Origin of the sequence: Bacillus sp. NEB1478 (assembly GCF_031582965.1) — a bacterium.
Classification (GTDB): Bacteria; Bacillota; Bacilli; order Bacillales; family Fictibacillaceae; genus Fictibacillus.
The window spans coordinates 2,712,206-2,724,980 of record NZ_CP134049.1; the positions used below are offsets into that span (position 1 = coordinate 2,712,206).

Below are 12,775 nucleotides of genomic sequence, written 5' to 3' on the forward strand. Positions count from 1 at the left end.
TATAGTTCAATCTATCTACTATTATATGATAATTATAAATTATTTGAAAGCTCATTCGCGTATTAAGTGTGCTGACAAGGTGTAAGAGCACAAATAAATCCATGGTTTGACCAATAAATCATCACCCCAAAAAGTATCTTTTACTATATTGTTAAAATATACATTGTGTGAAAAAATGACATCAAACGAAACTCCTTATTTTTGAAAAAGTTCATTTTAGATCTGTTCATTGCACTTTTTTATCACAAACTTCATGTATTTCAGCGCATCTGTTCTTCTCTTGAAAATGGAACTATAGAGAGAAAACTTATTCCCATTTCTGATTCTTAAAGCTTCACGGATGATAAGGTGATACTCTTCTGGAACAACGCTTAGAGCATATTTCCCTGCCCCCATTTTTGAAGTGATTTCCTCTTCTCTCAATGAGTAAAACAGACGTGTCACACCAAGGACTCCCCACTCGATCATGCTGCTGCTCACAAACAAGCCAAAATATTGAGGCGATGAGATCCTCTCACACCTATTCACCCAGTTCAGCCAATAGCCATTGATGTTATGCATCAGGTTCGTTTTCAAACGATTCCAGTCAACGGATAAGTTATACTTTTCAATCGGAAGACCCTTTACGACTATCCCGTATTTTTTTAGCTGAAAAGCATCGATCCAATTTAGCTGAAACGGTCTGAATCCTTGAAGCTTTCCATCATTAAAATATGGACAAGATGATTCACCTTCGTTCTTTCCTTCTAAATCCTCTCTCATCACATACATGCCATCCAAGCTTATGGCAAATCTACTTTTCATCTCTTTGTGTATCTTTTTTAAAATCACAATGTCAGCTTCTGTTAACTTCCTTATTATCACCGCATAAAAGTCAATATCACTTAATCCTTCTTGATATGGACCGATTGAAACAGAGCCGAAAAGATAAAAGGATTCCAGTAAGTTAGGCAGACGATCATCAAGCTTTTTAAAGTACGTTTGTAATACCCTATCCACTTTATCTGGAATGTGTTTTGTTTCATACGGTGAAATTAAATCGCGCATGATTTTAAAACCCCGTTTCCAATACTTATTCTCCATATTTATTTTAACATATATATCCAGAAAGCTATTCTAATCATATCAAGCTCAAAAGTGAGAATTTGTTTCTTTTGATATTTCTCCTAAATATTGCTATAATTTATGTAATAATACTTCTTTATCGTTTTTGCCAAGCCCTTATTGCTTGGACCAATCATCCAACCATTTTAACAATGCTATGAGTCTTACAGTACTTTCTGACTCCTTCACAATAACTTTTAAAGTCTCGCATATTTGCGAGGCTTTTTTCATTGTGGAAAGGGGTCTATTTGTCGTTATTAATAAAAAATCAGGAGGGTATTAATATGGAGTCATTACCATGCGAAGGCTGTAAAGGGTTGTGTTGTGGACCAGTACCTGTCACAGAAAATGAATTAAAGAAGATAAAAAAGAAAATAAAAACATTGCCTTCTAAAACCCGTTCAGAACTGGAAAATCAAAATAGATACTATGGAACATGCATTTTCTATGATCTCGATAAAGATCGATGTGGAATCCATTCGGCCAGACCTGAAATTTGTCGTAAGTTTGGCTATTACAAAGAACTTGTTTGTTTTCGTAAACCTGCAATAGCAACTAAAAACATAAATCCCTCTTTTTCTGAGAATCATATTGGAATATTGACTTTGGATTTTACATGGAAAGATTTTAAGTAAGAGTGGTTTCGCAAACTTTGTAGCTTTTGAATAATGTAAATTTCCGCTGCAGTGGCTCGCTTTCCGCAGGGCGTGCGGTGAGCCCCCTCGGCACTTTGCGCCATATGAGGTCTCACCTGTCCCGCTTATCCTGCAGGACAAGGAAGGCTTCGGCAGCTTCACATCGCACGAAGAAAATGTGATTTTCATTTTCGAGGAGTCTCGCCCTTCCGCTCCAATTAACTTTTCTATGAAGAACTTCTTTAAAATCTCTTCATGGCAACAATCATTAGAAAAGAGACTTAAATAAAAACATCAATTGACATACAACCAAAAGGTGTTATATCATAAACGTATAACCAAATGGTGTTATTTAATAATGGAGGGTAAAACATGACAACATTACAAGACATTAAACAAACTGCGATATTCAACGCGCCTATTCAAAAAGTGTGGGAGAAGGTTTCTACGGCAGAAGGCATGACAGAATGGTTCATGCCGAACGATTTTGAAGCGGAAGTAGGACACGAGTTCCACATCCAGTCTCCTTTTGGACCATCGCCTTGTAAAGTGCTGGAGATCGATGAGCCTCACAAGCTCTCATTTGCTTGGGATAATGACGGCTGGATCGTTACGTTCTTATTAAAAGAAGTAAGTGATCGAACAGAGTTCACACTCATTCATAGCGGATGGAAAGATGCAGATTCGATTATTGGAAAAGCAGGCGAAAAGAGTTCGATTATTCGCGACCGCATGAACGGCGGCTGGGTGGGTCTTGTAAACGAACGATTGAAAAAGGTCGTTGAGGCTTAATGTCTGCAGCAGCAGAAAAACACGATGTCTTTAAAGCAATTGCCGATCCGACAAGACGAGAAGTATTGCGTCTTCTCTCAGAAAACGAACGACCGATCTCCGAAATTGCCGATCATTTCGACATCACCCGCACAGCCGTAACAAAGCACCTGCAGATCTTAACAGATGCAGAACTAATCACAGGACGAAAAGAAGGTAGAGAAAAGATCTATCACCTCAATCCAGAACCGTTAACCGAAGTGAAACAGTGGCTCTCTTATTACGAGAAGTTCTGGAGCAACAAGCTGGCGATGCTAAGACATATCGTGGAAAACGAGAAATAAGAAAAAATGCTTAAGGATAAACGCTTCCTTAAGCATTTCTTGTTTTATTTGCAATGAAAAGAATTCTATACTCTCGCAATTGTAGCAAAATGCTATGGGGCATATAAATAGGACTTCACATCATGACCGACAAAGGCTTTCCATATAATTAATGCGTATCATAATACTTCTACTCAAATAGTTGTTTAAAATTTTTGACCTTTCTATTAAATACAGGCGCAAATAAAGATGCGCCTGTTTTAAATTAATTATTTTCTACCTCAACTGTATTTACAGTATACTCCAAATCTCGTGTATTACTATCAGGGAAAACAATGGATAAACCTATTATTTTTTGATTGATATTTTCAATTGGCAGTTTCCCCTCTGTAATAATAATTGGATATAATAATAAAATGGGTTCTTGAATAGATTCAAGGTCTTCTTCAAGATATGAACTTATATCACTTAAGTCATTCCCACTCCTCAAAATGCCAATAGAAAGTCTGTCATCCATTCCAGTTGGATATATTCGTCTCCCTGGCCTATTACATACATACCCACTAACAGTGGCAGCATTTCCTTGCAATTGATTTGACATTAGAAAAACTCTAAAAGTCCCGAAATTTTCTTTGGTGACTTCGTGCTTAATATATTTTAGCCATTTTTCAGGTGAACCAAAAGTAACGTCTTCCGGCATTTCAACTTTTTCCAAGTAATTGATTACCTCTTCTGCGCTAACTCGATTCCACTGTCGAACCATACCATTAGATCCTAAGTTAAGATCTGTTTTAGGAAGACTTTCCAGGAACTCTACTGTACTTAAATAGTTTTTATCTATTATCTCATTATCAGAATAAAAGAAGATAGTTTGTGGTTTACGACCTGCATACGATTTCATCTCTACACTTGTTGTAGCACTCCTTAATTTCAAAAGACTCGTCACTTCCATAACAGAATGTGATCTTATTCGCAATCCAAATTCAATTGGCTTTTTCTTTTCTTTCTGCATTGATTGAAGTAATTCCCTAAACTCAAAGTTTGCTACTGCAATTGCTCTAAAATCTCTTACTAAATCAGGGGATATGTAGATTCTGCAAAGATCCTCAAAATCCTTTTTATACCCAAACCAACGCCCCATTTGCATCAATGTATCATAAGTGTTGCTAGAGCGTAGATAATAACTTACAGTGAGCCCCTCAAGCGTTAAACCTCTTGAAAGTTTATCTCCTCCAATAGCAATTACATATAAGCCTTCTTCCACATACTTTTGATAATCGAGACTATCATCTGACTCCCCGTTTATAACCATTATTTTAATTAGGGAAACAACTTGTTTTATCTCAGAGATTACTTCATCCCAAGGTTCAATTTCATTGAAAATTTGCATTTGTAGAGATGTAGGAATATAATCATCTTTCCATAGATCCTGGAATTCATTTATAATTTCTTCCTCATCCTGATCTAACTTGGTCTTTATTGAATTAAATTCTTCTCTAACTACCTCGGCAATTTTATCATGAGAGTTAACAGATCTGTTAATATGGATTAGCATGGAATTGTGTTCATTTACTTGCCCTCTCAAATGTCTTACTGCTCCAGACATAATAAAAGATTTGATTGCTTTGGATAGATCGCCAGGCACTTCAGTAGTTTCATATATCTGCTCTTCCGATTTATCAGGATCTATTATAGACCTAATCAATGGTAAGCCTTCTCCATCTTTAAAACCAAATAACTCTTCCGGACCTAAGTACTCTTCTTGTTTTGGCAAATCAATAATAAAGTCTTTCGGAAACAGATCCGGTCCATAAATGGGATGGTCTATACGATGGTCAATTAATACATTTGCAAATGGTGTTGCAGTATAGCCAACATAAGATCGTTTATTAAAGAGCATGAAAATTTCTCTAATCCATCCATTTATAGTAGACGGCGAATAAATCCTATCACTTCTATCAAGAGGTGAATTTTTTACGTCAATTGACGCCTGATCAGCCTCATCATCTATAATAAGAATTGGTAAATCTTTATCGACTCTACTTAAAATTTCTCTTAGTGACTCTAATACAGTAGCCACTTTCTTGGTTACGATAATTGTAGGGATTTCGTTATTAATGACCTGATGAATAGTAGTTCTAGCTGTAAAACTACTTATATCACCTTCCCTAATACGCCTAGTTACAGGATGAATTTCTAATTTTTTTATTGCTCCTACTCCTATAATCGTCGTTAAATCTTCGGTATCCAACCCAATTACTTCTTCATCTACTCGCTTTTGGGTTTGAGTTCTAAGATCATTGTGAATTCCTGATAAGATTATTACTATCTTATATCCTGCATCAATAGCTTTATTAGCTAGAGCAATATAGTTTTCTGTTTTACCAGATTGTACATACCCTACTACTAGGCCCCTCTTATCAAAACTCTCCAAATCAGGGTTGCCTATATTCGAAAGAACTGTTCGAGTTAATTTATTCAGCTGGTTTACCTGAAAGGCAGAACGTTTTTTTTGACTAGTAAGATAGTTTCTAAATCTCCTCCACCGTTCCCATCTATTTTCTCCTTGATATACTTCTAGCCAGTTCACACCATCCTCATCATTTGTTAATATTACAGTTTCTTCATCACCATACTCTCTGTAATGTTTCAAAAAATTCTGAAGGACCGTCCTAATACCATCATTATTTAAATCCGTATCTTTTAACGTAGGATGATTAGATATTTCGTGTACAACTTTATCTATTAATTCTCTTATCTCCTCAACAGATAGCTTTGTGACACCATTCAAATACATTTCAGCAGAGATTAAGGCCCACTCTTCCGCTATTAATTGCTTCTCCATTATGAAACCCCCTAAAAATTTATAGATGTTGATCTTTCAAATTTTATCAATAAATGGAATTAATATCTATATTTTTTCGAAAGACCACTAGATAGGATATTGATGAAGGTTAATATTACCAACAAAATATAAAAAAGCTTAAAATTTTCTTAATCTCAGCCAGAGAAAAGTTTTCAGAGATTTCATTACTGTTATTTACCCACATCCAAATGAGCCTAGCAAAAAACTAATAGATTAAATTATACAAGTCGCCTCAAATGGATAAAAATGTTAAAATATAGAAAGAATCAAAATAAATGATATTGGGGGGAAGTAATTGAAAAAACAAGTATGTTGTATCAGATGTGGAATAAGACTACATACAACTGACTGGAAGATTCTTAAGTATCACTCCACATTGCCTATTTGTGACAAATGTGACATTAAAAATTCTGAAGCTAATAAAAAAAATATTGAGTATATTTTAATAAACAAAAATTCATATCTAAAGTGATAGAAAGCAAGCAATTCCTAAGAATTGCTTGCTTTCATTTTTTCCTAAAGTATTTTTGTACTAATACAGGATAAATTATTTTCAATCCTATAATCTTCCTGATGTTAAAAATAAACCATATACATTTTCTCTATGATATTGGATACTATCAAGTGAAGGTTTTAAGAAATCATCCTCAGGGATAAATATACTTCCAGCCTCATAACTTTTTAAGAAATCACTTTCAATATCAGGATGTACTAGTAGTGTATAATTATCATTTAATGTGAAAAAACCTTTATCAAAAGCCCAATGAATATCTCTACTTAAGGCTATACCATTACTTGGTAAAAAAAATCCGCCATGACTTTTAGGTTTTATATGTGCCGCTTCTAAATTTAAAAATTTTCCGTATTTAACAACATTTCCTGTAACAGCACACTTTCCATTATAAGCTACCATAGTAAAATCTCTAAAACTTGTTGGTGTAAATAAATCAGAAATCTGTGTATTTGAAGATTTAATTTTATTGGTTACGGTTGAATCTACAACTGCACTTAAAGGATTTAAAGTTAATGAATTTATTTTATTTTCTATTTCCAAAAGAGTATTTTCATAAATTGCATGATTACTTTTTATTTCATGTGTAGCAATAATATTTTCACATTTTTGATAAAATTTAGATTCAATAGGTTTTACAATGTCTAGAAAATATACAATTTGTTTTTCTTGTTCCCCTTTAATCTCATCTTTTTTCATCACAATAATATCTTCGGGTTCGAATAAATATTGATTCATTTCCAAAGAATGATTAGAGTATATTCGGAACTCATCTCTTGGTTTTGCAGACAAACTGCCATTATATTTATCATTATGGTAAATATAGTTACAATAGACTTTTTCAAAGTTTGATAAATAAAGAGGTATTATAGGTAAAAGTGATGAATCATTTTTTATATATTTTGATAGAGGTGGAAAGAAAGAAAGTATTCTTTCGTCTTTAGAAACATATATATATCTTCCACGTGAAGGTTTACCTCCAGGTGTTTTAATACTTCCTAACTCCTGAGATCCTAGTTTTTTCAGATAATAAGTCATAAATTTACTCCTCTATGAAAATGCTAATACAATCTCATTTTACATATTTTAAAAAGGAGAAGCTATATAAGCTTCTCAAAAAAAGGTTATAAAAATATCTCTAATGCACTTGCTAGTTTCTCTGAAAACTTTGGTGGAACAGCATTTCCAATCATCTTATAGTTGTCTCCCGCACTTGAAATAAATTCATAATCATCATCAAATGTTTGTAGCCTAGCAGCTTCTCTAACAGTTATTGTACGTGCTTGTGTAGAATCTGGATGTATATGTCTTAATCCATCTTTATAAAGATGAGCAGGAATAGTATTGCTAGGTTTATCCCATCTTAAGACATGATATTTATGAATATTTGAAGTTTTTCCGGTGATTTGTGTATAAAGTTCTTTTAAAGACTCACTGGATATATATTTACAATAACCACTTTCAAGATCTTCTGCCAATAATCGAAAAGTCTCAATATCTCGCTTACTGTGGAATCGTGGTATATGGTTAGAAATTTCATTACTATGTGAATGAGAGTATCTTTTACCATTAATTTTTATTTCGTCGTCTAATGGTAATAATTTAGGTAAATTTCCAATCGTATTCCGAACAGTACTAATAGATTCTTTATATTTAGGAAGGTGCACTGCATAGAAATGCGTTAATTGAGCTTGTGCATCAGGAAATACATCCTTTCTTAATCCAATAATGATAACACGTTTTCTCTTCTGTGGAACACCGTATTCAGATAAGTCTATTTGTGCATGCATCTTTAAATCATCAATTATATGATATCCAGAATTTTCAATATCATTTTTAATAAGCTCTGAAACAGGTATACCTCCAGGCTTAGCACTAAGCATTCCAGGCACGTTCTCAAAAACAAATAATTTGGGCTTATATCTCCTAACTACCTTCATATAACTTTCAAATAAGTAATTTCTATAGTCATTACGCATACCATTTTCATCTCTTATTCTTCCAGCTACTGAGAAGGCTTGACATGGAGGGCCACCTATAATTAAATCTAATGGTTTTTGATTTAATAATTTATCTAGTCCTTCATGGCTACCGTATTCAAGGTCTTCTTTCCATCCATTAATTAATTCCTCAGTCCGTTGAATATCAAATCTAAGTACTCTTCTAGCAGCATCATGTATATTCCATTTAGTTTCCATTCTATTAATAAGATTTAGTACTTGAGGCTTTTCCCACTCAACTGCACCTAATACGTTAAAATTGTTATTCTTTTCAAAACCCTCTGATAGGCCTCCACAACCTGCAAAAATATCTATTAAATTATATTGAATCATATCATTCACCATGTATATTTAAATATTTTTTTAATTGTATTCCTAAGTGATAACCTAACAGTGGTGGAACAGCATTACCAACCTGTTTATATTGTTCCGTTTTATTACCTAAAAACCTGAAGTCATCCGCAAAAGATTGAAGTCTTGCATTCTCTCTTACAGTTGGAACTCTATTATATTTATAATGGAAGTGGTTTCTATGTCCTGTATCAATAGTCTTAGAAGGTTTTTTGCTATGATAACGAGTCCATGCTTCATTAAATTTCCTGCTTTCCCCTACACCAGGAGGTAAGTCTTTATGATTCCCTCCCTCAGGAACTTGTGAAATAACTTCAATTACTTCGGGGGTATGTTTAGTTCCTACGTGATTAAATAAGTAATTTGAGTTTTTTCTCATTTTTCTTTGATAATCTGTTTTTGGAGGATTTATATAATTACAAACATCTGATCCCAGATTATTTTCAAAATCATGTAGATCTCCAATTGCAGCTTCACAAGGTATGTAATTATCTGGTGTACATACTGGTTCGGGAAACTCATACTTCATTCCATTATTCAATCCAACAATAAATAGCCGTTTTCTTATTTGTGGAATTCCGTAATCAGGAGCATATAAAACCTTATAATTAATCTTATATCCCATTTCTGAAAATTCTTTAATTATATTTTCTTTAGCTTTACCATTATATAGTGTCGCTAAGCCAGGAACATTTTCTAACACAAAAGCTTTAGGTTGAAAAAATCCAACCGCATTAACCATAGACTGGAATAGAGTATTACGTTCATCATTTTCATTACGTTTTCCTGTTAACGAAAAACCTTGACATGGTGGTCCTCCAATAATTAAATCAATACTCTTATTATTCGTAAGATGGGCCATTTCTAAAATTGTAGAGCCTTGAAATAAGTCACCGTCCATTGCAATAGCACCTTCATGATTTTCTTTAAAAGTCCTCAAAGCAGGTATATTATTATCAATACCTAATAAAACATCATATCCAGCATCCAAAAATCCTCTTGATAAACCACCGCAACCACAAAACATATCTATAACAGTAGGTTTTTTCTTTCTCATGTTATCCAACTCCAACTAATTCATTCTAAATAAATATTATTAATCTATTATCTCTTAATATATTGTTGTTGATTAGCACTGCTTTTCAAACCAACTTCTATACAACCTTTGAGTCCCCCATATTTTACTTCCTGTAAAAATAGTAAACCTAATGAACGTCTATCACCAATGCTTAAACGGTTCCATTCATAGCCTTTAAATAAATCTTTGACTAAAAATATCTCCCCATCGATTAAATTTTCAACTTCTTGAATAGCGAATTTCATGCAATCCATTATTTTAATATGCTCCTTTAAGAATTTATCATGAAGCATAAACATATGCATATGTTTATGCTAGAACATACGTTCACATATGTAAAGAAAAATAACTTATCTTCGAACTCAATTATTGCATAGTAATATAGATTTCATGATAAGTAAAATCTTTATCAATAATAACACTATGAATGAAGCTGATATTGCACTATGAACTGCCATGGCTTCTAAATACTTTTTTAAATGCCAGTTCAAAAAATTCATCTTAGCTTAATAGGAAGGATGAATATGTTTTTAAATCTCCTGATCATGATACTTTAATAACTAATCTCCAAAGCTGTTATAACCATGAGTGAACTCAGAAACCATAAGACGCCTTGATTCTGAAAAAGTAAAAACACATCTCTCAAAAAGCTTATGATGGAGCGAATAGTGCTATTTCATTAACTTCGGTATCAGGACCACCCACATGATGCCACTTAATATTTGCTGCTTCAATACCAACTAACTGCTCTGATAACCTGACATTGAATAGACAAACCGCTCAACTATATTTATATGCTTTAAGTACTTTTTCTCTAAAAGCAATCTTCTTTTAACATGGAAATCCAACCCTAAAGCATTCAATCTTCATGAAATGTTTTAGGGAAGTGTTGATTAGAATTATTTGCGTTAATTTTTGTATAAGCTCAGAATTCCCTAATGACCCTCCCATTACTTGCTTATCAAATAATAACTTGTTTGAAGATCTGTCATTTTGGATCGATTTCCATATTCCTTTTTTTTCGTAAAAAAGGGTGTTCAGGATAATATGATTTCCGAGCAGGTCCAAACTCTTTAAGAAGGTATCCTAGTTTTTCACGTACTGTATCATAGATTATATACCTGTTGTTCTTCATATCTACTTGTAATAGTGCATACAACAAAACCAAGGGTTTATGAAGAGCTCTTTGACTTCCTTATTCTATATTGCTGCATTTTAAATTCAATCCTTTAATTCTTCAGGGTGGAAGATGAATTGCCAACCTTTTAAGAAATTGGTCCTTCACATTATTTAATTTAAGAATGACGCTATTGAAACGCGGTAAAAAATGTAACGGATTAATATTATTTAGTAAATTAGTACTCCCTCCACCTCTTCAAATAATTCCTCTCCAATTTTTCTTTTTGGTTCTCGGTTTAACATTTTTAACATTGACTCTGCAACTGCTCTTGCCATTAACGGAGGTACTGCGTTTCCAATTTGTTGATATTGCGAGTCTTTTCTTCCTTTAAAAACAAAATAATCTGGAAATGATTGAAGACGAGCTGCTTCTCTGATGCTCAATGCTCTGTCTATTTCAGGGTGAATCCACATCGATTTCCTTACATTAACAACTGTTCTCGATGGTTCACTATACTTTAACCTTAAGTATACTGTGTTTTGAGTTCTTGAAATATCAGTATAATTTGATTTCAAATCATCCGTTAGATTATGGAAGTTTTGCCCTTCTTTTAATTGAGCAAATCTGTTTTTACTAATTTCACGACTTTCAGTAGTTACATGATTCGAAACTTTAAATCTAGTAAAACCAGCTGTGTAGTATTTTTCTAATTTACTTTCACTTTTTAAACGCTCTTTTAACGGAATAGTAAAGGAGTTATTTCCAGAAACATTATTTGATGGAGCATAATTTTTCAAACTGTATATAGCATCATAAACTGTTAGAGAATCTTTAATACGTTCAAGTCTTTTCGGAAAATCAATCTTTAATATATTATTAACTTCTTTGTTAACCCCTAAAATCATGTACCTTTTTCTTTCTTGAGGTACTCCATAATTTGAAGCTGTTAAGACTTGATCATCTACTATATATCCAAGCTCTTTCCTAAATATATTTAACAGATAATCAACAACGTTAAAGGAAAATACTTCAGCTTTTATTTCCAACCCAGTATCTCTATTTTTTTGTACAATGATTTCATATTGTATGTCTTCAGTATTTAATTCTTTACAATGCAACAATAATCGATTTAGTTTAATTAATTCATTTATTTCATTAGTATTTTCTAAAAGTACATTTTTTTTATCTGCAAGTGTTAATAATAAATTAATTGTATTCTTAAAAGTTACTTTATACTTATTCTCAAATTCTTTTAATGCCATTACCATTTTATGTAACAAAAGAGAATCTGATTGTTTAGTAAATGAAATACTTCTTTTATATTTTATAGCACGTTCGATCATTCTTATTTTTGATAACATTTCATCTAATTTAAATATAGGCTCAGGCCAATGACTTTTTTTCAGGAATTCTTTTATTATATGTGGATCAATTGTTTCAAGATCTCCAAAACTAGCTAATATAATATGTTCTTTAACAGTCCTCACACCATACTTTTCTAGAAATTTATTGTTGGTGTCTATTCCATTTTTAGTTACAAAAAATTTATGCTTATCAGATTTCATAGCTTTAACATTTTCCATTAAAAATCCAGCAGGTTTTATTTCCCTTATGACTCTTACAAACTCCCTAACCAACTTATTATTTCCTGATAACAAATAATTTTTTTGTCTATTTGCATTAGAAAACCCTTGACAAGGCGGTCCACCAATTACAACCAGTTCACTTTGAGGAATATTAATTAATTCTTTTTCTTTATTAGGAAAAAAAGTGGTTATATCCTGACGATATATAATCTTATCATTTTGTTTATGATTCGCTTTATATGTTTCTAAAGCTTCTTTATTTAATTCTACAGCACATACCACTTCATAACTTTTTGTTTGTTCGAACCCGTTGCTTAGTCCCCCAGCTCCAGCAAATAAATCAATTACTTTTAACTTTTCCATAAAAAAACTCCTAAAAATTGTACATACGAATGTACTTTAATATTTTAGCAACTAATACATCAAATCA

At 32.7% G+C, this 12,775-nt stretch carries 10 protein-coding genes and 1 pseudogene; 3 read left to right on the forward strand and 8 right to left on the reverse strand.

Features of this window, described 5'->3' with window-relative positions; all coding sequences use genetic code 11:
• Positions 1-216 precede the first annotated feature (216 nt).
• The gene (locus tag RGB74_RS13510; RefSeq protein ID WP_310759822.1) at positions 217-1,047 is read right to left on the reverse strand and encodes an aminoglycoside adenylyltransferase domain-containing protein; all 831 of its coding nucleotides are present in this window, start codon (positions 1,045-1,047) and stop codon (positions 217-219) included.
• 341 nt (positions 1,048-1,388) lie between these two features.
• Between RGB74_RS13510 and RGB74_RS13515 the strand changes: the two genes are divergently transcribed.
• The 3 genes from RGB74_RS13515 to RGB74_RS13525 all read left to right on the forward strand — a co-directional run bounded on the left by RGB74_RS13515 (position 1,389) and on the right by RGB74_RS13525 (position 2,854).
• Positions 1,389-1,739, forward strand: a complete 351-nt coding sequence (locus RGB74_RS13515; protein WP_310759823.1) for a YkgJ family cysteine cluster protein — start codon at positions 1,389-1,391, stop codon at positions 1,737-1,739.
• 372 nt (positions 1,740-2,111) lie between these two features.
• Complete coding sequence (locus RGB74_RS13520; protein ID WP_310759824.1) at positions 2,112-2,531, forward strand: SRPBCC family protein; 420 nt, start codon at positions 2,112-2,114, stop codon at positions 2,529-2,531.
• Entirely contained in the window at positions 2,531-2,854 is a 324-nt protein-coding gene (locus tag RGB74_RS13525; protein WP_310759825.1) for an ArsR/SmtB family transcription factor, read from the forward strand. The genes RGB74_RS13520 and RGB74_RS13525 overlap by 1 nt, the downstream gene beginning before the upstream one ends.
• A gap of 244 nt (positions 2,855-3,098) precedes the next feature.
• Here the strand turns inward: RGB74_RS13525 and RGB74_RS13530 are convergent, their stop codons facing one another.
• From RGB74_RS13530 to RGB74_RS13555, 7 genes and pseudogenes are all read right to left on the reverse strand, one after another.
• Positions 3,099-5,678: a Z1 domain-containing protein gene (locus RGB74_RS13530; protein ID WP_310759826.1), complete on the reverse strand. Its 2,580-nt coding sequence runs from the start codon at positions 5,676-5,678 to the stop codon at positions 3,099-3,101.
• A 580-nt stretch (positions 5,679-6,258) separates the two neighbouring features.
• Positions 6,259-7,248 (reverse strand): HNH endonuclease, encoded by a 990-nt coding sequence (locus RGB74_RS13535; protein WP_310759827.1) that lies wholly within the window; start codon positions 7,246-7,248, stop codon positions 6,259-6,261.
• A gap of 86 nt (positions 7,249-7,334) precedes the next feature.
• Positions 7,335-8,543, reverse strand: coding sequence for a DNA cytosine methyltransferase (locus tag RGB74_RS13540; protein WP_310759828.1), 1,209 nt, complete (start codon positions 8,541-8,543; stop codon positions 7,335-7,337).
• Position 8,544: 1 nt separating this feature from the next.
• Positions 8,545-9,618, reverse strand: a complete 1,074-nt coding sequence (locus RGB74_RS13545) for a DNA cytosine methyltransferase (RefSeq protein ID WP_310759829.1) — start codon at positions 9,616-9,618, stop codon at positions 8,545-8,547.
• A 47-nt stretch (positions 9,619-9,665) separates the two neighbouring features.
• Entirely contained in the window at positions 9,666-9,893 is a 228-nt protein-coding gene (locus RGB74_RS13550; protein WP_310759830.1) for a single-stranded DNA-binding protein, read from the reverse strand.
• 255 nt (positions 9,894-10,148) lie between these two features.
• Positions 10,149-10,834, reverse strand: a pseudogene (locus RGB74_RS20145) (phosphorothioated DNA-binding restriction endonuclease); the annotation flags it as partial.
• 152 nt (positions 10,835-10,986) lie between these two features.
• On the reverse strand, positions 10,987-12,708 hold the full coding sequence (locus tag RGB74_RS13555; protein ID WP_310759831.1) for a DNA cytosine methyltransferase: 1,722 nt from the start codon (positions 12,706-12,708) through the stop codon (positions 10,987-10,989).
• Positions 12,709-12,775: the final 67 nt, after the last annotated feature.

Bases quoted from the DNA above. Each gene is read 5' to 3' on its own strand.
- RGB74_RS13510 (WP_310759822.1), bottom strand. From the start codon at position 1,047: ATGCGCGATTTAATTTCACCGTATGAAACAAAACACATTCCAGATAAA.
- RGB74_RS13515 (WP_310759823.1), top strand. From the start codon at position 1,389: ATGGAGTCATTACCATGCGAAGGCTGTAAAGGGTTGTGTTGTGGACCA.
- RGB74_RS13520 (WP_310759824.1), top strand. From the start codon at position 2,112: ATGACAACATTACAAGACATTAAACAAACTGCGATATTCAACGCGCCT.
- RGB74_RS13525 (WP_310759825.1), top strand. From the start codon at position 2,531: ATGTCTGCAGCAGCAGAAAAACACGATGTCTTTAAAGCAATTGCCGAT.
- RGB74_RS13530 (WP_310759826.1), bottom strand. From the start codon at position 5,678: ATGGAGAAGCAATTAATAGCGGAAGAGTGGGCCTTAATCTCTGCTGAA.
- RGB74_RS13535 (WP_310759827.1), bottom strand. From the start codon at position 7,248: ATGACTTATTATCTGAAAAAACTAGGATCTCAGGAGTTAGGAAGTATT.
- RGB74_RS13540 (WP_310759828.1), bottom strand. From the start codon at position 8,543: ATGATTCAATATAATTTAATAGATATTTTTGCAGGTTGTGGAGGCCTA.
- RGB74_RS13545 (WP_310759829.1), bottom strand. From the start codon at position 9,618: ATGAGAAAGAAAAAACCTACTGTTATAGATATGTTTTGTGGTTGCGGT.
- RGB74_RS13550 (WP_310759830.1), bottom strand. From the start codon at position 9,893: ATGGATTGCATGAAATTCGCTATTCAAGAAGTTGAAAATTTAATCGAT.
- RGB74_RS13555 (WP_310759831.1), bottom strand. From the start codon at position 12,708: ATGGAAAAGTTAAAAGTAATTGATTTATTTGCTGGAGCTGGGGGACTA.